This window comes from Microbulbifer maximicatervae (SeqCode) (assembly GCF_052468095.1).
Map to the genome: position 1 here is coordinate 298,383 of NZ_CP174332.1, position 25,003 is coordinate 323,385.

General features: G+C 47.9%; 18 protein-coding genes. 9 read left to right on the forward strand and 9 right to left on the reverse strand.

Annotated features, from left to right (window positions below; all coding sequences use genetic code 11):
* Positions 1–187 precede the first annotated feature (187 nt).
* The 6 genes from ACJJIL_RS01340 to ACJJIL_RS01365 all read left to right on the forward strand — a co-directional run bounded on the left by ACJJIL_RS01340 (position 188) and on the right by ACJJIL_RS01365 (position 7,331).
* Positions 188–484 (forward strand): hypothetical protein, encoded by a 297-nt coding sequence (locus tag ACJJIL_RS01340; RefSeq protein ID WP_444937121.1) that lies wholly within the window; start codon positions 188–190, stop codon positions 482–484.
* 60 nt (positions 485–544) lie between these two features.
* Entirely contained in the window at positions 545–856 is a 312-nt protein-coding gene (locus tag ACJJIL_RS01345) for a cupin domain-containing protein (protein WP_444911629.1), read from the forward strand.
* A gap of 329 nt (positions 857–1,185) precedes the next feature.
* Positions 1,186–1,494 carry a DUF1272 domain-containing protein gene (locus ACJJIL_RS01350; RefSeq protein WP_282931050.1) on the forward strand — a complete coding sequence of 103 codons (309 nt, stop codon included), beginning with the start codon at positions 1,186–1,188 and terminating at the stop codon, positions 1,492–1,494.
* 191 nt (positions 1,495–1,685) lie between these two features.
* Entirely contained in the window at positions 1,686–2,648 is a 963-nt protein-coding gene (glk, locus tag ACJJIL_RS01355) for a glucokinase (protein ID WP_282931051.1), read from the forward strand.
* Positions 2,649–2,818: 170 nt separating this feature from the next.
* The gene (locus tag ACJJIL_RS01360; RefSeq protein ID WP_444940608.1) at positions 2,819–5,683 is read left to right on the forward strand and encodes a TonB-dependent receptor; all 2,865 of its coding nucleotides are present in this window, start codon (positions 2,819–2,821) and stop codon (positions 5,681–5,683) included.
* Between the two features lie 136 nt (positions 5,684–5,819).
* Positions 5,820–7,331 carry a tryptophan halogenase family protein gene (locus ACJJIL_RS01365; RefSeq protein ID WP_445361017.1) on the forward strand — a complete coding sequence of 504 codons (1,512 nt, stop codon included), beginning with the start codon at positions 5,820–5,822 and terminating at the stop codon, positions 7,329–7,331.
* Between the two features lie 90 nt (positions 7,332–7,421).
* Here ACJJIL_RS01365 and ACJJIL_RS01370 read toward each other — a convergent pair whose 3' ends face one another.
* The 5 genes from ACJJIL_RS01370 to ACJJIL_RS01390 all read right to left on the reverse strand — a co-directional run bounded on the left by ACJJIL_RS01370 (position 7,422) and on the right by ACJJIL_RS01390 (position 15,378).
* A complete protein-coding gene (locus tag ACJJIL_RS01370) occupies positions 7,422–7,721 on the reverse strand; it encodes a hypothetical protein (protein ID WP_444940610.1) in 300 nt (99 codons plus the stop codon).
* 31 nt (positions 7,722–7,752) lie between these two features.
* Positions 7,753–9,672, reverse strand: a complete 1,920-nt coding sequence (locus tag ACJJIL_RS01375; protein ID WP_445361018.1) for a VCBS domain-containing protein — start codon at positions 9,670–9,672, stop codon at positions 7,753–7,755.
* Positions 9,673–9,959: 287 nt separating this feature from the next.
* Positions 9,960–12,131, reverse strand: a complete 2,172-nt coding sequence (locus ACJJIL_RS01380) for a tetratricopeptide repeat protein (RefSeq protein WP_444940612.1) — start codon at positions 12,129–12,131, stop codon at positions 9,960–9,962.
* Positions 12,132–12,134: 3 nt separating this feature from the next.
* Positions 12,135–14,132, reverse strand: a complete 1,998-nt coding sequence (locus ACJJIL_RS01385) for a DUF3857 domain-containing transglutaminase family protein (protein ID WP_444940613.1) — start codon at positions 14,130–14,132, stop codon at positions 12,135–12,137.
* Between the two features lie 397 nt (positions 14,133–14,529).
* On the reverse strand, positions 14,530–15,378 hold the full coding sequence (locus tag ACJJIL_RS01390) for a DUF3014 domain-containing protein (protein WP_413663508.1): 849 nt from the start codon (positions 15,376–15,378) through the stop codon (positions 14,530–14,532).
* Positions 15,379–15,648: 270 nt separating this feature from the next.
* Between ACJJIL_RS01390 and ACJJIL_RS01395 the strand changes: the two genes are divergently transcribed.
* A complete protein-coding gene (locus ACJJIL_RS01395) occupies positions 15,649–17,295 on the forward strand; it encodes an alpha-amylase family glycosyl hydrolase (protein WP_444940614.1) in 1,647 nt (548 codons plus the stop codon).
* 67 nt (positions 17,296–17,362) lie between these two features.
* Here the strand turns inward: ACJJIL_RS01395 and ACJJIL_RS01400 are convergent, their stop codons facing one another.
* From ACJJIL_RS01400 to ACJJIL_RS01410, 3 genes are all read right to left on the reverse strand, one after another.
* Positions 17,363–18,214, reverse strand: a complete 852-nt coding sequence (locus ACJJIL_RS01400) for a universal stress protein (protein WP_413663505.1) — start codon at positions 18,212–18,214, stop codon at positions 17,363–17,365.
* Positions 18,215–18,685: 471 nt separating this feature from the next.
* Positions 18,686–19,225 carry a hypothetical protein gene (locus ACJJIL_RS01405; protein ID WP_282931061.1) on the reverse strand — a complete coding sequence of 180 codons (540 nt, stop codon included), beginning with the start codon at positions 19,223–19,225 and terminating at the stop codon, positions 18,686–18,688.
* Between the two features lie 761 nt (positions 19,226–19,986).
* On the reverse strand, positions 19,987–20,316 hold the full coding sequence (locus ACJJIL_RS01410; RefSeq protein WP_444911623.1) for a hypothetical protein: 330 nt from the start codon (positions 20,314–20,316) through the stop codon (positions 19,987–19,989).
* Between the two features lie 249 nt (positions 20,317–20,565).
* Here ACJJIL_RS01410 and ACJJIL_RS01415 point away from each other — a divergent pair, with 249 nt between their 5' ends.
* Both ACJJIL_RS01415 and ACJJIL_RS01420 read left to right on the forward strand, forming a co-directional pair.
* Positions 20,566–20,724, forward strand: a complete 159-nt coding sequence (locus ACJJIL_RS01415; RefSeq protein WP_444907129.1) for an ADP-ribosylglycohydrolase family protein — start codon at positions 20,566–20,568, stop codon at positions 20,722–20,724.
* 898 nt (positions 20,725–21,622) lie between these two features.
* On the forward strand, positions 21,623–24,175 hold the full coding sequence (locus tag ACJJIL_RS01420) for an alpha amylase C-terminal domain-containing protein (RefSeq protein ID WP_445361019.1): 2,553 nt from the start codon (positions 21,623–21,625) through the stop codon (positions 24,173–24,175).
* 47 nt (positions 24,176–24,222) lie between these two features.
* Here the strand turns inward: ACJJIL_RS01420 and ACJJIL_RS01425 are convergent, their stop codons facing one another.
* Complete coding sequence (locus tag ACJJIL_RS01425) at positions 24,223–24,678, reverse strand: hypothetical protein (protein WP_445361020.1); 456 nt, start codon at positions 24,676–24,678, stop codon at positions 24,223–24,225.
* Positions 24,679–25,003 lie beyond the last annotated feature (325 nt).

Sequence of the window (25,003 nt, forward strand, 5' to 3'; positions counted from 1 at the left end):
CCTGGTGCTGACTAATGAGCCCCTTTTAAGTGGTTGCTCAAAGTCTCTGCTTCAAGTGACCAGCTCGTCTTAACCTTTGCTTTCTGTGACCCCGAGGTGGAGTCAGGGCTACCTGCTTGCGGTTCCTAAAAATAGATATTTAACCTATGATTTCGGCCGCGAATGAATAGAGATGGAATAGTAAATTATGGGTATTTTTGATAAAGCCAAGGAACTCGGTGAAAGGGTCAATGAGTCCGTAACCGCTTTTAGCAGTGATGAAGTAATAGCCAATACCGTTATCAAAGCGGTTGAGAAGCAGGAGAAGGTGAATGCCATTCTTAAAGCCAGGGGATGCAATTATCGTGTTGCGGACATCGATCTGGGGATGGGGATTCCACCAACGGTGACTTTTGGGGTGAGGCGAGTTGATGAGCTGGCAGAAAAAAAGGCTGATGAAAATGGTGTTATGACTACACCTGCGCCTGAAGAACCCGCCTTATAGTTACCGACTCTCTAAATGGTGGTTCCGGAAATTTTATAAAGCGATATTGGAATAAACATTATGAAAATAGTGCGTAGCAGAGATTTTACCGGTAGTAAGCCCTGGGAATCGCAACTTATCGCAAATATGAACGGGATTACCACTAAACTGCATTGGACTAATAAACCTTATATTTGGCATATCAATGATGGTCAGGAAGTCTTCGCTGTTCTCGATGGTCATGTAGAAATGTTTTACAAAGTGGCAGGTAGAACCGAATCGGAACTTCTTGGACCTGGTGATATATTCCACGCTTCTGAGGGCACGGAACATGTAGCTCATCCTGTTGGTGAGGCTCGCATTCTGGTTGTGGAATCTGAGGGAAGTGTCTAAGTTGGTTTTCCTTTCTTAGAAATTAATTAATGTGGTTATCTTATCGAGAGATAGTCATCAATTTGATGGTTTGGATAAGCATTTTGCAATGTTGATTTTGTAACAGTGGATCATGTCGGAATTTGTCGATTTACTGTCATTTTAATACCACTATTGGAGAGAGTAAGTCGTTAATATAAAAAGCTATTTAATCTTCCATATATAAAGCTTATACAGATTTTATGTAGTTATTTTCTGTTGGGATAACTTCCTTTGTGTAGGGAGGTTGAGCGAGAAATTAAGACTAATAAACTTCAAAAAATTATTTAGCGAACAAGGAGGGAACTGGGATGCTGGAGTTAAGGCCGAACTGTGAGAATTGCGATAAAGATCTACCGCCAAACTCGGAAGAGGCGATGATATGTACTTACGAATGTACTTTCTGCCAGCCCTGCGTCGAGACATTACTCAGTAACGTCTGCCCTAACTGTGGCGGTAATTTTTGCCCCCGCCCTATTCGACCCCAGGTTGCGCGGCGTAGCGGTGTGGGTATTAGCTATCAACCGGCCTCACAGAAGCGAGTCAATACTCGATTTAGTAAAGATGAAATCTGCTCGTTTACCGATAGCGTGAAAAATATCCCCCCCGCTGATCGCTAAAATAAAGTGACTGAAAGTTGCAGTTTGGTTTTCTGTTGCGAGGTTTATCGAGCTTATCTGGGTTATGTATGGGGTTATGCGGTTTCTTTATAGGGTGAGTTGTCCTCTGTAGTAAGCTTTGGGGCTGGCAATATTTTGTCTGACGCCTTAAGTTATATCGCCTTTTTTAGGGGGAAGTTAGAAGGATAACTATGACGAGTATCGTAGCGGATATCGGTGGGACCAACGCCCGATTTGCCATCGCCAAGCCTGTAGCAGAGGGTTATCAGCTGGAAGAACTCAAAGTCGTTGATTGCCAACGCTTCGAGGGATTTGATGCAGCATTACAGCACTGGCTCGATGGGTTAAACCAGCCGCGCCCGGAAAAGGCGTGTATTGCAGCAGCCGGTCCGCTGGAGATGACCCCAACTGGTGGAAAGGTTTATATGACTAATCTGGGCTGGACTATTGACGCCGGGGAGCTGGCACAAGAGTTTAGCTTTCCCCACCTAGAGCTGATTAATGATTTTGCCGCCTTGGCTCAGTCTTTGCCCCGTCTGGCCGAATCAGATTACCAGGTACTGCGTGATACTCCCCGGCAGGCAGGTGCCCCTATGGCGGTGCTAGGTCCCGGAACCGGCCTCGGTGTTGCCGGACTGGCTGAAGCCGATGGCCGATACCATGTGCTGGCGGGAGAGGGGGGGCATGCCAACCTGACAGTCTCCACTGAGCGTGAATTGCAGTTGCTGCAAATTCTGATGAAAACCCAGCTACCCGTTTTCAACGAATGGGTTTTGTCGGGCAATGGGCTGGTTAATCTCTATCGCGCAGTTTGCGAGCTGAACGGAGAGATTGCTGAGGACCTGACGCCCCCCGATATCAGCGCCCGTGGCCTTGAAGGTTCAGATCCGCTGTGCCGTGAAGCTCTGATAGATTTCCTCAATTTTCTCGGCAGTGCGGCCGGGGATGCGGCTTTGTATATGGGCGCGCGTGGCGGGGTATTTTTGGGTGGTGGTATACTGCCCAGGATCGCTGAATTGCTACCTGAGAGCGAGTTTGAGCAGCGTTTCCTGACGAAAGGGCGTGTCGCTCAATGGATGGAGGCCGTTCCGGTATACGCGTTGAATGCGGGTTATCAGGCCTTGATTGGCGCTGCAGTACAGCTTGAGGGGTAATTGCCCGGTACTTTTGTTGGGTTATGGCCTGACAAACGTGTATTAAATTACACCTGTGATTGATCTCACACTTTTTCCCGTCTCCTCCCCCCTCGGGGGAGGATGTTATGGATTAGGGGCCGCCCTAGGATGCAGGGTCTCAACATAACGATAAGTCCAGGGAGAAGATGATGAGTCTATCCAATAAAGGTAAAGGGGCGCTCAGACCCACTTTGCTATCTGCTGCCATCGCGGCCTCCGTGTCCACCTCGGTTGGGGCCTATGCGCAGGAGCAGGAAACACTGGAAGAAGTAACAGTTACCGGTATTCGCACCAGCGTTTTGGACTCCGTTGAAGCCAAGCGCGCCGCCGATGTTGTGGCCGATGTGGTAGATGCGGGCGCTCTGTCATCTCTTCCCGACCAATCAATCGCTGATGCCCTGGGCCGTCTGCCCGGCGTAACCACCGTGCGATCCAACGGTCAGTCCTCACAGCTAAATATCCGCGGTATGAACGGCGACTTCCTGCAGACCACCCTGAATGGTCGTGAGCAGGCCTCTACCAGTGGTTATACCGAAAGTACTCGCTGGATATCTTTTGACCAGTACCCAGCTGAGCTGATTAATCAGGCCGCGGTCTACAAGACTCCGAAAGCCTCTCATATCGAAGGTGGTGTAGCGGGCTCTGTAGAGCTGAAAACAGCCAATCCTCTCGACGCCGAGAAAGAACACAACTTTAATGCCAATGTGCGTATGTCGTTTAACGATGCAGCAGACGACGTCGGTGCCGACGAGTTCGGTGAGCGTGTCACGCTGTCGTACATGGGTAAATTTATGGATGACAAGGTGGGCGTCGCCCTGGGTTATTCCCACCTTGAGCAGCCGAATAGCTTTGTAAAGTCCCGCACGGGTGCAGACGCCCAGATCGGTTATGAACCGCCGGCAAGCGATTACGATGGTGACGGCAGCGCAGATGCTTTGCCGCGCGCATTCCAATGGCAGTCAGGTGATGGTACCGATACCCGCAATGGTTACCTGGCTAGCGTCGTTTTTGAGCCTACCGATGGTTTCAAGGCCCAGTTGGATTACTTCAAATCTGACTTTGAGCGTGTGGATACTCGCCACGGTATTACGGTTGGTGGGCTGGCCAATACAGACATGTATACCCTTTCCGATACGGAAGTAAACGGTGGAGTGGTTACCGATGGAACGGTAATTATTACCGATCCAAAAACTGTTTACGATTCCAGCCCCTGGTTTGAATCCCGCTCTGAGGATCAATCCACTCAGGCGGACAGCGATAGTATTGGCCTGAACCTGGAGTGGAATTTTGGTGACCGCCATACCCTGGCCGTTGACTACTCCTATAGTAAGGGCACCAAGACGCGCAAGGATCAGATTGTATCCATGCACGCTTACGACCTGACCTACGATGACAATGGGAACTTAGAGACCTGGGAAGAAGCTGCTGGGCAGAGCTTTGCCTATTCCCTTAATGGTGATGGTATTCCCTCAGGCGTTTTCTCCGGTGTAGATTTCACCGATCTGGATACCATGCGTTTGTCGCGCTACGAAGAGTACCCCCACGAGTACACCGATAAGGTTGAAGCCTTCAAGTTCGATTACAAGTTTGACTTGGAGTGGCGAGCCATTGCCTCTATAGAGACTGGATTCCGTGTCTCTGAGCGTACTTTCGATTCTGAGCGTGGTGCTTTCCTGTACGGTAGCCGCGATGGTCAATTCAATGACTACTGCGCGGATAACCTGTCCGACATCGATTGTGAGCCGCAACTACTGGACGGCTATGTCAGCATTGAATCTACCAATGGGATACCACAATTCGTAGTCAACGATATGGATGCCCTGGCTTCCAGTATTTTTGGTGCCGGTAATTACGAAGGTAAAAAGGTATTTAGCCAGGACTGGACTTTCGTTGAGTCCGGTGCTGTGAAAGAGGAAGTTTTTGCCTACTACCTGATGGCCAATATCGAAACCCAGTTGGGTAGTATTCCAGTAACTGGTAATTTCGGTGTGCGGGTTGTTGAAACCGATGTGAAGTCCAGCGGTATCCAAAATGTGGGTGCTGGCAATGGTATCGAAATTACTGATGACGTGGGTGTAACTTCAGATAGCTACGACTATGTTGAGTACGGCCCCGAATACACAGATACCCTGCCTTCCCTTAACTTGAACTTTGAGCTGACCGAGCAGGACTACATTCGCTTTGCTGCAGCTAAAGTGATGGGCCGTCCGCCAGTTGGGCAGCTGAAGGGCGGCGCTGGCTCCTGGAACAGTGTTAACAACGATGGCGCTACGGAGTACAACGTTTGGACCAAGGGGTCTCCCTACCTCGATCCTTTCCGTGCAAACCAGTTTGACCTGGCTTATGAGCACTATTTCGAAGATGGCGGCGCGGTAACTGCAGCCATTTTCTGGAAAGATATCGAAAGCCTGGTAGAAAAGCAGTATATCTACCTGGACAGCCAGGCAGATCGGACGGCGCTGTTTGATTCCCTGGGTATTGAAATTCCCGTTGGTCTGGAAGCCGGCGCTTTTGAGACTTACGTGAACAACGACAAGGGTGGTTATATTCGAGGCATCGAGCTTGCGGGTACCAAAACCTTTGATCAGCTGCCAGGTATTTGGGCTGGCTTGGGTATGACCGCCAGCTATTCATATACTGAGAGTGAAACCGAAGTGAGTGGCGGTAACCTCTATGGTGAAAACCTGCCGTTGCCGGGCCTCTCTGAAAATGTCTGGAGCACTACAGTATTCTGGGATATTGGTAATTTCAGCTCCCACGTCAATGTTCGCTATCGGGATGAATTTATCCTGAATATGCCGGTACCAGGTAGCTCCACACCAGTGGAAGCGCAAGCCTATACCACTGTCGATGCACAGATATCCTACGCATTTGATAATGGTATCGATGTGATTTTCTCAGCGAACAATCTTACGGATGAGGCTGATGTGAAATCATACGGAGTAGATGGCGTCCTCGGTGAATACACTGAGTTTGGACGTCAGTTCTACCTCGGCTTGAACTATAGCTACTAAGTATCGCTGATTCTTTCGGTGTAAACGGAAGATGTGATAAGAGACCGCCCGCTGAGCTACGCTTGCCGGGCGGTTTTTTTTTTGAAATGTCAAATGGCCCGAAAATAAGTGCGGTGCCGAATTTTTGAGAGTCGCCATGAGCAATCAATGTAAAAAAATAATTATTCTTGGCGGGGGTACCGCTGGCTGGATAACCGCCAATCTGATGGCGACCCATTGGCAGAATAAAGGGTTTGAAATCACCCTGGTGGAATCTCCGGATATTGGAATTATCGGTGTGGGGGAGGGATCAACTCCGCCATTGAAAGGTTTTATGGAGGCTATAGGGGTTAGCGAATCAGAGTGGATGCCTGCTTGTAACGCTACTTACAAAGTGGGAATTACCTTTAGGGATTGGTCCGTCAAACCGGGCTTTACCGAGTATGTTCACCCCTTTGTCGGCCAGCCTGACCAATTTACTATCCCGGCATTTTTTCATAATAGTTATCTGCGCAGGAAAGGCGTTGACCTGGAGGGGCACCCGAACCACTTCTTTCTGGCCACAGAGATGATCCGACAAAAATTATCCCCGGTCGCGCCGGAAAACTTCCCTTTTGAAATTGCCTATGGCTACCATTTTGATTCTGGTTTATTGGGCCAGTTCCTGCGTCGTGTTGCCGAAAAAAAAGGCGTTCGATATAAGGTGGCGACAGTGGCTGGCGCCATGCTCGATGCACAGGGGAATATAGATCACCTGAAAACCACTGACGGTGAGGTGCTCAAAGCGGATCTGTATGTGGACAGTTCCGGCTTCCGTGGAAGTCTTATACAACAATCCCTGAAGGTTCCTTTCATTAGTAGCGCTGAGAGTCTGTTTAACGATTCTGCGGTTGTATTTGCTACAGACCAGGAAAGGGAGTATGCACCGCACACTATTTCTACTGCGATGAAATATGGCTGGGCGTGGAAAATCCCCCTGACTAATCGCAATGGCAACGGATATGTTTACAGCTCTCGCTTTGTTGACGATGACAAGGCAGAAACGGAATTTCGCGCTCACTTGGGGTTGTTGGACAGTGATGTCGAGGCGCGTAGATTAAAGTTCAAGGTGGGACGGGTCGCCCAACACTGGGCCAAGAATTGCCTGGCGGTGGGGCTCTCGCAAGGCTTTATTGAGCCTTTGGAGGCAACGGCGCTTGATATGGTTCAGGAAACCGTGGTGCGCTTTATAGAGGCCTATAACAATGGTGATCATACTGATACATATAGGGATGACTTTAATAATCGTATCAGCGCTCGTTTTGATGCGGTTCGGGACTATATCGTCTGTCACTACCGTATTAGTTCGAGAACAGATACGGACTATTGGATTGCCAATGGCACTAATGAAAAGATATCTCCCTCCCTGCGTTCAATCTTGATGTCCTGGATGGCAGGCAAGAATATTACTGATGAACTACTGGATCAAAAGCTGGATGTCTATTTCCCGAATGTATCCTGGAATTGCCTGTTGACTGGCAAGGGGATTTACCCGGGACAAGAACAGTTGCGTCCAGGTAATGAGTTTGCACACAAATATAAACTGGAAGATATCAAGGATTTTAACCGCCGCTGTGCTCTGAACTTTATGCCGCACATGGATCAGTTAAATCAATTAAGGGTGAGGTAGAAGAAAGTGTGGAATAGTGCTCGGGTTATCTCTGAGCACTATTCCATTTTAATCAGATAGGGCGGTAAATCGTTTTTAATTAATAAATGACTACTCGCTATCCTTTACTTCTATTTTCTCTGATTCTTTTATGCGTAGTGTGTGCTTTTCTCCACGCTCACCACGAATTTTAACCCGATCTCCAGATTTCATACCTTTGAGCTTGGCCTCATCGGCATCCAGGAAAAAGTAGTGGCCAGTCTGCTCATCTTTCAGGGAAAACTTACGCTCGGATTTTCCCGTTTCAAAATCTTCAGAGATAATTTCTTCCAAGGTGCCGGTTACAATCTCCTCTGCTTGCACAAACAGGGAGAAGCTCAATGCAAACGCTATTAGAATGAACTTTTTCATAGTATTTATCCTGCGGTAACGGATTTATAGCCTAATCACTGTAACTGACTAAGATAGTGGCCGACTGTTTGTCTGAGGCCATAGATTGAAACTCAATGGTTAAGCCAATATTTGAGTCGGTAAAACTATCTCCTGGTTCCTTGAGTTCTGCTACATGGTTAAAGAGTCTATTATCGAGATAATGAACGGATACTGAATTTTCCATATGAGACGATGGGTTCAGTATGTCATGGCCTACATGGTAGTTCACGTAGTAATAGTCTTCTCCATTCTGACTACCGGAACTCTCAACTTTCAGCTGTTGGGGCAGATTTCCTGAGAGCTCTCCCGCGGTCAGCTCAATAGCCTCAATCTCCACCTCTTCTGTGCTGCCGGCGGCCTGTGTTACCGTTTGGGTATACTCGGGGAATAAATCATACCAGCCCATGTACTCTCGGTGACCACTGCCAAACAAGCGCGAAGTCCAGGCATTCCCCATAAAGCTCCCATCTGTTCCATACTCGCTTTCGCCACTATCGAAGGTATCGCCATCATTGTTGTCGTCATTGCCGGCATGGCTGAGTCCAATATTGTGGCCAAGTTCATGGCCCATTATTATCTGGTCTGTATAAGCGGTAACGATGCTCCACTTACCACCAACAGAGGCGACACCGGCCCCAACCAGCCCAGCACTTTTGGCCTCAGGAGGATAGATGTAAACGCGGTGGCGCCAGTCGCTTAGGTTGATAGGGTTGTTATTTTCGTCAACTAAATTAGCTTCCGCCCATTCTGTTGCATTGTCACGCCAAGTGTATCCTCCATCTGTATATTCTCCTCCCTGGCTGGAACGGGCTGCCGCATCTTCAACACTTAAAGTGCCACCATCCTGGTTATCTGGAATGTTGTAACTGATACAGTCAATGGAGCTATCTTCATTGCTACCTTCTCCATAGCAGTAATGCTCCAGGGAGTTGTCGCTGATGCGATGGCGCAGGAATTTTAGTTGTCCCAATGAATTCTTTAGGTAGGTATTATCGAGAGAGTCCTCATCGTTAAAGACCATATCTGCAATATCAGAGATATCAGTGGTATCTGTAGGTTCAGCATCAGAGAAGTTCATGAAAATGAATACGATACTGCTTTCATCAGGCTCTAAAGTGACGACAGAGAAGGCAATCGATTGAGTAGTGCCATCGCTAAGTTGAAATGAAATGGTATCCTCTGTGGTCTCGCCATTTTTTAAACTGTCTGCAGAATCATTCAGGCTGTATTCCCAATCCCCGTTGCTGTATAACTTGAAATCGCCGAAGGATCCATTAAGAGTTTCCTCGACAAACTCCGGAGTATTGCCATCGACATCCTCCAAAAGGAATGTTCCTGAAGAAAATTCCTTACCCTCAACAATCAAAGTGGCCAGTGGGCTGGCGGGATTGAACGTGTAGGCATCGTCGTAACCGGTTATGGAAATGGATATAGTGGCTTCTGAATCACTGGAGCCGATACCAATGTTAAATGCGTCGGTCACTAATTCTGAGCCCGCAATTGGATCGGATAGTTCACTGTCCAAGGTATAGGTCCAGCTGCCATCGCTGGATATTTCAAGCTCTCCGTAAGTCCCTTGAAAGTTTCCGGATTCAAAGGTTTGATTGCTGTTTGAGTTATCGACCAGTTGCCCTGAAACCGTTGTCTCGACATCTTCACTGACGCTGCCGCTGTCACCGCTTATGCTAGGGGAGTCATCGCCGTCGTCGTCATCCGAATCTGAACTGTCATCATCATCAGAGCTGGAGCTGTCATCATCAGAGCCAGTATTGCCATCGTCATCATCGCCGTCAGGGTTTGCCCCTGAATCGCTATCGCTGCTTACTGGAGTGCCGTCAGGTTCGTTGTCATCGGAGCTTCCGCCCCCACCGCAAGCAGTAAGAAATACAGATAAACTGATAGCCGTGAGTAACTTCAGTGAATAGGTCATATCGCCTCGATAGATCCGTTAAACCAAATGTAATTGGCGCGGAGTATAAAGAGCTGTCAGTCATATTCTGTGATGGCTGGCTTGCTTTTGAGGCTGATCTTTTGCTTGAGCAAAAAATGGTGCTATCGGTCGCACCTAGAAATTTTTGTCAATAAAAATAAAGAAAATAGGTCGGAAAATAGTTGAGGATTTTAAGGTAGGAAAAAGAGTGGTTTGGGAGTCTGTTGGCAAAATAAAGTTGAACGCGGTCAACTATTCGCTGTGAATAGTCGACCGCAAAAATAATCTTATTCTGCAGGGAGTCCACTCAGAAACTGTTTTAAGTGTGAGACATTGCACTCTTCGGTGTCAGCGCAGTTTTCCAAGATTTTTTTCAATTGTTGGTCGTCACTCTGTTCAGTAGCTAATTTCAAATAGTAACGTACCTGATCAAGGTTTTTGCCTGGATTATCGTCTTGACTATAGGCCTCAGCAATTTTCAGTGAAGCTATGCCGTGCCCTCTCTTTGAGGCTTCCTCGTAGAGTGACATTGCTCGATCTAGATCAACTTCTACACCAAGCCCCTGTTCATACATACGGGCTTGGTTAAAGTATCCATACTTTGAATTTTGATTCGCTGCCTGCTCGAACCAATGAAGAGCCTCGGGATAGTTGTTGAAAGAATCACTACCGGAGTCCAAATATATGAGCCCCAGCTTATTCATAGCGCTTGCTAGTCCCCTCTCTGCTGCTTGAGTGTAATAATAGATTGCCTGTTCCAGGTCCCTTTCTACTCCGTTACCGGCCTCGTAAAGTCCGGCCAACCTGGCACTGGAGTTGGCTGAGCCTTCTGCAGCTGCGAGCCTATAAAGTTGTGCTGCATGGGTCGGATTTTGTTCCACTCCATAACCATTTTCGGCGGAGTAACCCATATTGGTAATACACTCCAGGTGGCCGGCCCGTCCACACAATAAATACCAGGCATAGGCAATATCGGCGTTGGCGTCTGCAATAATATTCTTGGAGTGCAGTATCCCCATTTTTAATTGTGCGGGAAGATGATTGCGATATGCCGCAGCTTGATAGTCCCTGATAGATTGATTGATATTAGCCGGTTGGCCATGGGCGCCTAGTTGTGTGATACGCCCTCTCTCAAAGAGTGCAGCGGGGTTGCCTGCAATTGCAGCCTCATTGAGAAGTGCCATGCCCTCACTGGCTTCTTTTTTCTCCTCCAGCAGGTAGCTGGCATAAAAAAACTGGGCTGGTGAAAATCCGTTATCGGAAGCTTTTTGAATAAGCTGTTCAAATTGATAGTAATTATTCTGCTCAAGGTAACCAATAGCCTGGGTAAAGTGGGCTACGGGGTAACCTCTATTAGCGCTGGCTTGCAAGAATTGTGCAGCACCGGATTCGTTCGCTGAGTTAAATTCCTCTGACGCTAAAAGGGAGTAGAGTTCATACTCCGCCTGGCCCTTTTTCAGGTGTTGTTCGGCACTGGAGAGTAGTGAAGTTGCTAATTCTTCGTCCGGATCAATTCCCAGGCCCATAAAGGCTATATAGGCTAGGTAAACCTTCGCCTCTTCGAGCCCCAGATCCGCAGCAGCAACAAATAATTGTGCGCACTCGTTAACTGCAAATTTTTCAGTTTTGCCACTCAGACACAGCCGCCCTAAACTGATATTGGCGGAAATGGATCCCATAACAATAGCGTCCAGATAAGCCTGTTCAGCCTGTGGATACTGCCCCTCCGCATGAAACACAATGCCTTCGGCGTGTCGAGCGGCATAATCTGTAGAGGCTAGTACCTGGATCACATCTGTATAGAGCTGATCTGATGTGCCGGCAAATGGATACCGGATCGCGAGCAGTCGGTGTAGAAAGCGGGCATTATCGAAGTAGATTTTCGATACCTGATAGCCGCCTACTTCCTTTACGTTATAAACGCGGTATATAGCATTGCGACTATTTGCAAATTCAAAATAGCTATCAATAATTTCATAGCCGGATATGGTGAGCAGGTCTTCTGCATCTGCCCAGCTCCCGACCTCAAAGGCACTGTAGCTATACTCACCACTGCGTCCGGAGAGGATACCAGTAGCAATAAATTCAAACAGGTTTTTATGGTAGTTGGCTGCTTCTAACTGTCCCACAGACTCATAGCATTCTGCAGCGCTGAGATGGGGCGTTAGTGACAGGATGTTGTTGTTTGTTACGGCCTTCCAGTCCACGGCTTCACAAGACTTATCCCCAGATTCAATCGCGGATAGCTCCGCCTGGTAGCGCTCTCTGGCCGCGATATTATTCAGGGGTTGCTGAGACTCAAGATAGGCAACCCAGAAATCCTCATAAGCAACTGTATCTGGAGCGCTAGCAATTTGTTCGGTTAGCAGCCTTATTTCACTATCGCCGGGTTCGATGGAAGTGTGGGCCGCACAAGAGGCCAGTAAGTAAATAACGGGGGCAAAAAGGAATTTTTTCATTATTTACTTCCTGATCAGTGACTTAACCAGGTTTTTCATTGCCTTGCTGGTTTCCTGAGTATTCGAATTATCGCCCTTGGCCCAGAACTGATATTGAAGTGCTTCATCCAGTTTATCGAGTTGCTCCATATACTCGGCAATATCCGTATTGCGGACATGGTCCGCTTTGGATTTAAAGGCGTAGTTCACCGAGATGTTATTGCCAATATGATCGGAGGTTCTGGAGAAGGTGAACCAGGGATTGTCTATCTGTAGATCCTGGGATTCTTCTCTCCACAAAACCTCTCCAGTAATTTTGGCTACTGCTTTGTGGTTGATATCCACAGGATGTGCCAGTGCTAATGGGCTATGGCGAATACGCTTCTGGGGGCTGGTGATGTAAGAGGCGATACTGGAGCCATACAGTGAGAAAATCTTCCGGGCAGAGTTCAACTCGGCAAAATCACTGATCTCATATAGCTCCGATACCTGAAGTACATTTTCACCCCGATTGTCCTGGTGCTTGATATTGGAAGTGATTTCAATACCGGGGTAGTAAGTTGCCATAAAGTTTGCGTAATTACTCTTTATGTATTCAGAGTCCGCTGACTGGAAAAATTGACGCATTTGCTCCGCTTTGAGAGCGCTGTAGGTGGACTCAACAGTTAGCCCTGCGGTATTGGCTCCGGCATTGATTTCAAAATTTTCGGTGACATCCAGTTGCAGAGTGCCATTGGCGGGATAAGTCGTGGTTACTTGTTTTAATGCTCGGGTTCCCTTTCGAATGGGGAGTGCCAATTCATAATCAAAGAAGCCTTTGCTTTTGATATTGGAGCCCTGTCCGGAAGCGGTGCCGTCAACCCAATAATCTTGTCCATTGAGCTCAATGACGCTGATTACATGATCAAATGAACTGGGAGAGGGGATATCATTGGCAAGGTCACGCCCGCGTCCTGAAGACACCAAGGCGGGGTAGGAGTTAACCCCCAGGTGAGACAGCATGGCGGTTATTAATATGGCCTTGTCTTTACAGTCGCCATAGCGCTTATCCAAAGTCTCTCTCGGCGTTCGCGGTTGGTGTGAGTTGATTCCAAACTCGATCCCAAAGTAGCGAATATCCTCCTGAACGTAGGCAATAGCCTTGCTGACAGCTCCCTCAAGGCCTTCCTCTGCGCGCCATTGATCCAATTGCCGGGTGAGTTCCTGTGGCAGGGAGAGGTCAATATCGTAGAGTGTCATTGCCCAGTCGTTTACTTCAGCCCAGCTGTTATAGCCTGAATATTGGATGTAGTTGAATGGGTCATGCCAGTGAGGGTATTCCCCCTCCTGAAGTATCGGAGACACCTGCTTCAGGTCCAGTGTGTACTGGTAAGTGCCATTATTGCGGGTAACGTTCACCGGTACTTTTTCATTGTTAAAACGGTAATTGAGCTTGTTGTCACTGGTAATTTTTACATAGCGCCTGTCGATGGCATCCGGCCATGACAAGTAGAAAGTACCAAAATCCCCGCGTTCAAAAATAGGATTGCTTCCCTCGAGTGTATAAGCGTAGGAGATTTTGTCACCGGGTCGGATATCCTCAAGAATGTAAAGCGCATTCCACATTTCAGAGTAGAGTTTGCTGGACAGCTCCTGCTCAGACTGGAATAACTTGAAGTCCTGTTTGTCCAGGCGATCAATCACTTGATCATTGCGGGTGACGGTAATTTCGTGAACGACCAGCTGCTGGAACGCGGGGTAAAAACTAATGTTCAGTTCCGATACCTGTTTAACCCCCTGTTGATTGAGGGGCTCCATCACCAACTGAAAATAGTATTGGTGTTGTTCGTTCGTATGGGATATCTGGGAGTTGCTCAGGTGATACCTAACACTGCCTTCGGGTGTGGCAACACTACTCGAGAGGTCGACGGCATCCACCCAAGTGGGTGTTGGGGCTATGTTAATTTCAGGGGTAGCCTGGGCCAGCGACACAGCAAATAAGAGAGTCACAGCCAGAATTTGGCCGAAGGAACGATATTTCAAAATGAGCCTCGATTGTTATCTACAGCCTATACCGGCGGAGACAGAATAGATCTTGGGTGGGGAGTAAGCAGAAGGGGCACGCAGGGCACCCTACGATTGATTCGCTCCTGTTGAACCCTGGATCTTCCCTATAGGGCAGTGCCTGTTGCCGTTTGGCAGCGGCGCTCCGTTACCGCTTGGTGTTGGGATCGTTTAGTGAACAGCCGGTAATATACCCCAATGGCTATGGGCTGAGTATCGGATGGGTATGACCGCTGGCGTTTTGAATAAGTTTTTCGGAGGTTCAAATTGATGAAGGCAGGGTTTGTTGTGTCCAGGCGATAAAGTGGTTAAAAAACAACCGAATCTTGAAGGTGGGAGGCCACCCAGCTTGTAAGCTGAGTGACCTGAGATCTGCTTATTGGGTTTGCTCCTGAACGGGCATTTCTTCGAGCTTAGCCTTTATCTCTTTCAGCTTTTCCTTAACTCGGGCTGCATTGTCGGGGCCCATGCGGATCATCAGCTTTTGTATTCCAGGGAGTTTTTCCAGTTTTGGATCGGCAAATTTGTAATACACCGACGGGCGTATCAATTGAATAGGGCCTTCAACATCTGGCGCTGCCAGTACATTGTCGATTGCTCCAATCACCACCTGGTGGAATGACTTGTTGCGAATCCCCAGCTCGCCGTAGGCCTGGGCTAAACGGGGGTACCAGTATTGATACAAGGTGATGATTGCATCAGTGTTAGCCAGTGCGAACAATCGTACTGGTTGGTCGTAACGGCGATAGTTCTCCGGGGAAAGCTGGTAGCCTTCAGCGGATGACCCGGTAACGGTGATGGGGCCGCGAATGGTTTTCAGCGGGCGATGCTTGTGAATCAACTCACCACGGGATGCTGCGTTGGCAGCGGCTACCCATTTACGTATTACTTCATCAGGTACCAGCCAGCGGGACAAGGCGCCGTCGGGTGCCAAGGACATTAATTCGTCATATGCGGCCTTATCGCTCTCGTTCAGGGGGGGAGGTGGCTCTCTGCCGGGCTCCTCTTCGATGACCGGCTCCTCGGGCGGTTGGGCTGGTTCCTGGCTCTCAGGTTGTGCCAGGGCTTCTGGCTCGGGAGCAGTTTGGGGTTCTTCGACAACACCGATGGTGGGAATTTCTTTTTTCTTTTCCTCGCCGGTCCAGAGCCAATAGGCTGCTGCAGCGACAACGACCACCACAATAATGCCGATGATCCACCCTTGCCTAGATTGTTGTTCCGACATTCCCTGCCTCCTTTGACTGCTAACAGAATGTGACGCTTGGACCACGACAAAGCGCTGCGGTTTCTCGCGATCTGCTGGTTTTACATTACTCTGCAAAAGCGCCGCTCGCAAAATAGTTTTACTATGGGGTAATTGCACAACCTTATCGCCGGTCTTGAACCCTGCGCAGTGCCTACGCCCCCGCGCGGGAGGATGTTTGATTTACTGGGCCTATTAGAGTGGTCTGGGGAGCTTCTGAATAATTCTGAGCGGCGAATAAAAGAGAGAACAATGGGAAAATTCACCAGCTTATTGATTGGCCTGATGCTGGGTGGTGTACAAGCTGCCGTGGCTGCAGAGCCGGTAGACCCTTTTTGGCGCAATGCGACAGTCTATTTTATGTTGCCGGACCGTTTTAATAACGGCGATAGCAGCAATGATTTCCCCTACGGCCGGAAAGACGATGCAGCATACCTGCGCGGTTTTGAGGGAGGGGATCTGCGCGGTGTTATCGAGAAAATTGAAGCCGGGTATTTTAATGATCTCGGGGTCGATGCTATCTGGATGGCCCCGGTGATTGAGAACATCCATGGCTACAATGAGTCCGATAAACGCACCTACGCTTTCCATGGCTACTGGCCTAAGGACTGGACTGCCGTAGATGCCAACTTTGGCACTGAAGCAGACCTGGCGGAATTGATTGAGGTAGCTCACAGCCAGGGGATTCGCGTATTGCTGGATGTAATTCTCAATCACACCGGGCCAGTCACTGAACAGGATTCCAGGTGGCCCTCGAGTTGGCTGCGCAATAGTCAGCAATGCGATTGGTCTGACTATGCCGGCAATGTTGAGTGTGCAATTCACGCGAACCTGACGGATATCCTCACGGAGAGCGAGAAAGATGTCGAGTTGCCGCCGCAACTGGTGGCAAAGTGGAAAAAAGAAGGCCGCCTGCAGCAAGAGCAGCGCGAGCTGGATGCCTTTTTCGAGCGCACTGGCTATCCCCGTGCCCCCAAATATTACCTGATCAAGTGGTTAACCGACTGGGTGCGTGAATACGGTGTCGATGGTTTTCGTGTGGACACCGTCAAACACGTAGAGCCACAGGCCTGGGCAATACTGAAAAACGAAGCGGATATAGCCCTGGCTGAGTGGAAGGCTGAGAACCCGAAGAAGAAATTGGATGATCGCAATTTCTTTATGGTGGGTGAGGTTTACCATTTCGGCGTTAACAACTTTGGTCCCAGTGTTGGTCGTTCCTACGATTATAGCGACCGGAAAGTGGACTTTTATCAGTACGGTTTTGACAGTCTGATTAACTTCGATTTTGCCCAGGTTGCGGGCAAGCCAGCGGAGGATATTTTCTCCAGTTATTCTTCCGCCTTGAACAGTGGCGAACTAAAAGGGTTCGGTGTCCTAAATTATCTAGGCTCCCACGATGACCATCACTCATTTGACCGCGAGCGCCAGCACACACTGAGTGCCGCAAGTAAACTGATGTTAGCGCCCGGTGCTGTGCAGATATATTACGGTGATGAACTGGCGCGCCCCATGATTGATGATCGGGCATTCGGCGACGCCTCTATGCGCACCAATATGAACTGGGATGACTTGGAAAAGCCGGAAACCCGTGCATTGCTGGCTCATTGGCAGAAGCTTGGGCAGTTTCGTCGATCGCACCCGGCAGTTGGAGCTGGTGTACACCAGAAGCTGGAGGATAAGCCTTATACATTCTCCCGCACCTTATCTGGTGAGCAGCCGGTAGTTGTGGCGATGGAACTGTCCGCAGGAGAGAAGAGCGTATCAGTTAAAGGTGTGTTTGCCGATGGTATCGAACTGACCGATTACTACTCGGGCAAGCGAGCCAAAGTTGAGGATGGCCGGGTGACTTTTGATACCGAGGGAACTTTGCTACTGCTATCTGCTAAATTGCAGTAAATCCAAAAAAGAAAGCCCCGGCAGGTAGCACTGCTGGGGCTGTCAGCATCCTTGAAAATGGGATGACTTAATCGTTGTTCATTGTTGTTGTGGTGAACTGGTTACATACCATCACATCAACATCTAACTGGCCAATTACACGCTCGGCAGTATTGCCACGCAGGAATGAACCGGTCTCGCCGTACTGATTCATAGTTCCCATTACGACCAGATCTGCATCGATCTCACGGGCCACCTCCTCAACAACATCACTGGTATAGCCGCGCTTTACGTGAATGCGATGGGTGGGGACACCGGTTTTATCGGCAAGCTTGGCCAAAGCACCGCGATCTGGATAGAGCATGGAATCCAGGAAAGCATTTACGAGGTGTAGCTCTGCTCCGTAATGACCTGCGATATAGGTCGCGCGTTCGCTGATCTGGCGATTGAGCTCGCGCTGTTCGAGGGTTTTTGCCTGGTAGTTAACGGTGGCCAATACAACTTTGCGCTCGTCCTTGGCGCCGGGGCGAATCAATACCACTGGGCAGCGCGCTGTTTTCAGGACTCGCCATTTGGATTCGGCGAAGGTAAAGCGACGGCTGCTCTTCGCGTGTACTGGTAGGTAGATCATTTCTGCGTTGCAACGCTTTGATTCCTGCACGATGGCCGCCTGCCAATCACTGGACCAGCAAACAGTGATCTCACAGGAAAGACCAGCTTCTGAGATGGGTTCACGAATTTGTTCACGGAACCACGACTCATCGCGAAATAGGTGGTCGTTAACTGCACGGGTATCCACCGCTTCACCATCAACTGCGACGAATACAGCCAGTCGCGGCTGAGGATTGCGTCCACGTGAAGTGATCAGGGCTCGCTCCAGAGCTACATGCTTCTCATCGTTAGGGTCCACTACAACGAATACGGTGCTTTGCTGCTCCATTTTTTCTCCTCAACTAAGCGTGTTACTGGCCAGTGCGACCTGCAGTTGACCAAGAGGTCTAATCTATCATGATGGGGTGGTCAGCCCGAGTACCTGACTGTCCCATTTGTCGAATTTGGCGCCTATCTCATCGAATAATTTTGTTGCGCATAATGGCGAAGTTGGGGGTGGGGGTATTGAGGTAGATCAAGTTTATAGGTAGCGCGTGCAAGCCCTACTACAACCAAAATGCGGGTGACCAGAATTCAAAATGTATTCTTGCCTGGTAGCGTTATTGAGAGCTGGTTGGAGTATGTTGGGATTGGAATTACTTAGAGAGTGGGGGGCTAACTACAACACCATAAGTAACTATCGGCTACAGGCTCTTTGAGTTAAGCCGTGATCGGTTCTTTTAGTCTTTCCCAAAGAAACTTACTCGGTGAAGAGGGAGCGCGCACTATACGCGCGTCCCTAGTGCTCAATTCGTAAGGTTTAGACTTCCCGATACTGGTCAATGAGCGCTTTGATATTTTTCTTAAGTACAGCGCCAATATCTCCACCTGCACCGCCCACGGACAGATCACTATCGGCGTGAGCCTTGTATTTAACATCACCGGTTTCGGAGTCCTTAACAGTCAGGACAGAGTCAACGCCTCCCTTTCCTGCGCCAAAGCCAACAGCCCAGCGCAATGCGCGATTTCCGTATTGAACCTTCACATCAAGATCAACGAGCAAAGTCTTGCCTTCAGCTTCATCTAAGGAATTGACGAGTTGATAATCGCTCTCTCTGGCAAATTCCTCGAGTTCACTGCGGGTATGGAGCTCCCAACTTTTCATTTTTTCCTGTAGGGCACTATTGTTTTTGGCTGCACTTTCATTTGAGTACACCCTTACGTCTTGTATTAATATATTTTTATAGTCTTCAAAACTTTGCGCTTGAACGTCTGTTTTTACGTGTGCGACACCACATCCGTATAAAGCTGAAAGTGTCACTGCAAGGCAAAATACCTTTATCCCTTTGAAAAATTTCATCCTTTTCCCCTTAATTTGAATATAAAAGCTGAAGCTTCACAGTAGGGATCGAGCCCTAGCTGTCTATTTCAGTTACCGGCTGAGCGGTTTTATAGTTAGTGCAGATGGAATGAACTACATGTTCACTGCCCGGTAAGTTTACAAGGAAAATACATTACTTTCTCTACTGATAAGGTGAGATCACACTTGAATGAAGCTATGGTGCCAAGTTGTAAGGTAATTTCCTTCAGATACACTATGCCAAAACTTGAGCCTGCAGTCTGAGGAACTAATCAAAATTATCTACCGCAATAGCTTAGATGCATAGCAGGTTTTGTATGGCAGATTGCCACATCTGCTGTAGGAGGTAGGTAGATAAACTAAGTGATTTGGGTGTTTAAGTGACAAATTGAAGTGTTTTTAGAAAGTTTCTATGTTTAACGCCCGCTCCTTTTGCTAGCGACTTGTAGAGAGTCCAAAACGCAAAACGTGTATTTGTACCGTCGCTTGTTATACGTATTTTTAGCTACTGACTAAACTGACACAAATCTAGTCTCTGAGTATTGAGGTAACCACATTGTGTACCTAAAACGTAGTTAGACGAAATGTAAGTCCTGAAATGTCGAAGAGGAGTAGTTCATTGACTAGTTATATGCTATTTATCAATTAGCAATTTCTTTATTCATTCTACTTGGCTCATAACGCGCTATAAAAGGTTTAAGCGTTACAGAGAAACTGCGAAGTGAAGCTCCAGCCCTGTCGGAGTGACTTTCATTAATTTATTATGAATTTTCGATATTCCAGTTGTCTACGACATTTGAGTAGATTAATTCTCTAATGCTAATTATTAACGTCGATATACCCAGGGCTAGCGCACCTATACCCAGTTTGAAAGTGTAGTCGCATAGCGAACTAGATAACTCGGCTAGCCGGAAGCAGTTTAACTTTTCGCTTAGCACCATTTCATCTTGTGCAACAGTAAATACGCCTTTGCAAAAATCTTTAATATCAAAATGAGCACAAGAAGATGCAGCACCGAGAGCGTACCATGCAACAAATCCAGATAATAAGGCAAGTGAAAGAAAAGTTACTTGCCGCTTGCTAAATTTCAATTACTGCCTCCATTTACACTTGTCGAACAGTCGAGTAATTTCTTGTAAGCCCAGCGCACATAATGCAGGATTATGTCGATTTTCTCGATATCCTGGATGCAATATTACTCTAGACTACGGTAAACAAGGCATTACTACAGCTATAACGGAGCTGTGTAAACATCCAAATCATATGGAGACGCTATAGCTATAGAGTTGGCTGAAGAGCTTGCTCGTGGAGATAGACCTTGAGGTCGGGCGATTGAACAGGTGGGGGAAGGTTGGGTGGCTGAAGAGGCTCTTGTTATTTCAGTTTACTGTGCCCTTAAAGCTCCAAGCTTCAAAGAAGCGTTGCTGATGGCTGTTAATCACGATGGCGATTTAGATTCTACAGGCTCTATTAGCGGAATCCTGATTGGTGCCAATTAGGGTGTGGGTGCAATTCTTGCAAACTGGTTGGCTCAACTTGAGCTATCTGATGAGATATCAGAAATAGGTCAGGATCTACTGGAGTTTCGAGATTGGCCTGTAAGTGAGTTTGATGAACACTGCGATTATGCTCATGGAATAACTAAGAAATATCTGGGGTATTAATTTCTATCTATCTAGAGTCATCGCTAAGAAGTGCTCACATACCGTCATTACTTCAAGCATTTAAAGCTAGAGTTGTGAGTGATTCTGTTTTCCCGTCTGTTTAAATTTTGGTCTTAAAAGCCAAATTCTCTTCGCTATTTAGACCTGTAGCACAAATATCTACTACGCCCCCTATAGGGAGGATGTGCTCTCAAGCACTGATTATTAGCCTTCCAAATGCCCGAATAGTTGTAATTTCGGGTTTGCAGTAGCACAGGAGGTGCATATTACCGCTGCTGTTCGGTATCTGTTCACACACTACCGGTTTATTGATGCCTTTGGTGGTCTGTGGATATCTCAGGATGAGTGATCAATTGGTCGGGTATTGAAATCCAGCGGTTTAGATACTGCGTAGTTGGGGTTTCCAAATATCCGGCTTGAATTGCAAAAAATAATAAATGGTCACCTGTGATGATAAGCCTGAACTTTTCTTCGCCGCTTGCGGTGCTTCCCACAGATTCTTTTCTTGAGCGAATGCCTATTGGTTGTGTCGCCTGAGGAGAATATTTCTAGCTCCTACTGTGGGGCGAATGCAATCCAAGTATTTGCAAGTGCCTGGGAAAAGGTGTGCTTATAAGTTGACCCTACTTATGTAGAAATGAAGAACCATTAATCATTGGTAGGCAACTGCCTCCGGGGTTCTCCTTATACAAAAAAGATAACGACTAAAGATGAGAGAAAAAGGAAAGCTAAAATGAAAAAACAATTTCCGTTAAAAGGGCTTCTGGGAGGCGCGAGTATCGTACTCGGAGCCATGTCCAGTACCCATGCCAGCGCAGGCACGGCCTTTGTACACCTGTTCGAATGGAGCTGGAATGATATCGCCAGTGAATGTGAGGAGTTCCTGGGGCCGAAAGGTTTTGACGCGGTGCAGATCTCCCCGCCCCATGAACATATCAGCCACTCCACCTGGTGGGCGCGCTACCAGCCGGTTTCCTACACTAACCTGACCAGCCGCAGCGGTACCGAGGCTGAGTTACAGAGCATGATCAGCCGCTGTAATGCGGCAGGTGTAAAAGTCTACGCAGATGTAGTCATCAACCATACGGCGGCCTGGAATGGTGGAGGCACGGGTTGGGGCGGTACTGAGTGGACATTGTTGAATCATCCAGGTGAGTTTTCCTCTTGGGATTATCACTCCGATTGCACTATTGATAACTATAGCGATGCGAATAATGTCTGGAATTGCCGCTTGAGTGGACTTCCAGATTTGGATACTGGTTCCAGTTATGTTCAGCAGACCCTGGCCGATTACCTAAATAAATTACAGGGTATGGGCGTTGATGGTTTCCGTGTAGATGCGGTTAAGCATATGTCTCCCAGCGATATGTACAGCATCATGAGTAAAGCTGGTAATCCCTGGATCTTTTCTGAAGTTATCGGTGCAGCTGGCGAAGCCTCTGAAATCCAGCCATCAAATTATACATTCCTGGGCCGTGTGACTGAATTTAAGTACGGCACTGATGTAGCGAGTAATTTTAACGGACAAATTAAAAACCTCGCCAGTATTGGCGAGAGTTGGGGACTTTTATCTTCCAGCGATGCAGTTCACTTTATCGATAACCACGATCGTGAACGTGGCCACGGTGGTGGCGGTAACCTGACCTATCACGATGGCTACAAGTACAACCTGGCCAATGTTTTTATGTTGGCACACCCCTATGGCTATCCGAAGGTAATGTCAGGTTATGACTTTACCGATACCGATATTGGTCCCCCCAATACTGGTCCGGAGAGTTGTGAAAACAACGAATGGATATGTCAGCACCGATGGGGCAATATTGCCAATATGGTGGGTTTCCGTAACTACACCGACGGCACCAGTATGGAAAATTGGTGGGATAACGGAGATAACCAGATTGCCTTTGGACGCGGTGATAAAGGCTATGTCGTTATCAATAACGAGGGTAATTCTTTCAGCCAGACACTGTATACAGGCCTTCCTGCTGGGGACTACTGCAATGTCCTGGCGGGAGATGATGAGTGCAGTGGCGATGTTATTTCCGTAGGCAGCAATGGCTATGCCACTTTCAATGTTGCAGCTTATTCCGCTGCTGCCATTCACGGTGGGCAGCTATCTGGTCCCTGCGGTGATGAATGTTCTGGTACAGGTTTCCCCAGCCTTTATTTCCGTGGCACAGCAAATAATTGGGAAGCAACGGCTTTTGAATTGGTAGCAGATAATACCTGGCAATTGGTGGTCAATTTTGATGGCCAGGCAGACCAACGCTTTAAGTTGGATATCTATGGTGACTGGGCCGAAAATTACGGTGACGATGGTGCTGATGGCACGCTGGATCAAACCGGAGAAGATATCTATACCTCTGTCACCGGTAACTACTTAATTGAAGTAAATGATGAGACTCTGGCCTATTCGATCACCGAGGTCTCTTCCCAGCAAGCACCCACTGCAAGTGTGACTCCAGTATCCAGCACAGTAGAAGTCAATCAGAGTGTCACCCTGGATGCCAGCAGCTCTACTGATAGCGACGGTAGTGTGATTTCCTATAGCTGGAGCAGTGGCGGTAGTTCTTCCTCGACGACTTTGAGCTTCGCCAGTGCGGGCACTTATACCGAGACAGTCACTGTTACTGACAACGATGGCCTGACCGATAGTGCTACGGCAACCATTACCGTGACTGATCCCAATGCTGGTTATGCTCAAAACTTTACGGCATTAAATTTCCGCGGTACGCCCAATAGCTGGGGCACTCAGGCGATGACCCTGGTTGCAGATAATACCTGGCGTGCCACTGTGGTGTTTGATGGCAGCAGTAACCAGCGCTTTAAGTTTGATGTCAGCAGTGACTGGGCTGAAAACTACGGGGATAACAATGCGGACGGTTCTCTGGAGCAGGGTGGGGATGATATCTACACCGATGTATCAGGTACCTATATTGTTGAGGTAAATGATGAAACCCTGAGCTACAGCCTGACCTGTGCAGACTGTGGTAGTTATACATCTAACTTTTCTTCCCTTTATTTCCGTGGCACACCAAATAGTTGGGATGCTGACGCTATGGAATTAGTTTCCGACAATACCTGGGAAATCCAGGTAAATTTTGATGGTCAATCCCAGCAGCGTTTCAAGTTCGATGTTAATGCTGACTGGAGTGAAAACTACGGCGATAGCGACTCCGATGGCGACTTGGAGCAGGGTGGGTCTGATATCTACACTTCTGTAAGCGGAAGCTACAAGGTGCACGTGAATGATCAAACCATGATTTATAGTGTGATTGCACTGTAATTGATAAGAGCCTGCAGGCCAGGAAGCTGGTCTGCAGGCTTCTTTAGTTATTTATTTTCTTTTTCTTTAGCCAGCAGAGCTTGTTGTAGCGCCTGCAATTTTGCAATCTCTTCTTGATTTAACTTTGGGTTCGATTCACAACGAGGATCGGTTTTTTGCAGCAAGGCCAGTATTTCTTTTGTTAATGGTATGGGTTCACAGCCGTGTCCGGTCTCGCAAATTAAATCCCACTGCGGTTTGGCTTGGACATGACAGGCAAAGCAGTTACCTCCAAAACGGTTAACTACATCAACAAAACCTCGCTTACGGATTTTGCTGCCTTCCTCAGAAACATCCAGTTCAAAAAACTCCCAATCTTTAGTGGCGGGGTTAAAGCCTTTTTGGTGTTTGACCATCACTTCCCCGGGGACTAACTGGACCACTGATCCTGGAGGATAAACACCTCCAGTGCTGGAGTTTGCGACCTTTAGAGTCCCATCCAGATCTCCCAGTAAATTATCCACATAAAACCCCCGCACCTTGGTCATATCTCGGATGCAGTTAAAAGTCTCGTCTGTTACCTGGATAGGTGCTTCGCTCTGTTCAGCCTTGTTAGTTTCAGCCATTGTAGGAAGTGCTACTGATGCTAAAAGTGCAGCCAAAATTAGGTTTAGTGGTGAAAAATAGCGGCTATGTTGTCGGTTCATAATGTCCCCTTGCATATCAATTTCGGCTTTTATTTAAGTTGTGCACAATATAATTGTGAACAATATACATGGAGTAGTGTTTATGTCAAGCGAGTTACCTGATGAGTATGGTTAGGGATTGTCGGGAATATGTTGTGAGAAA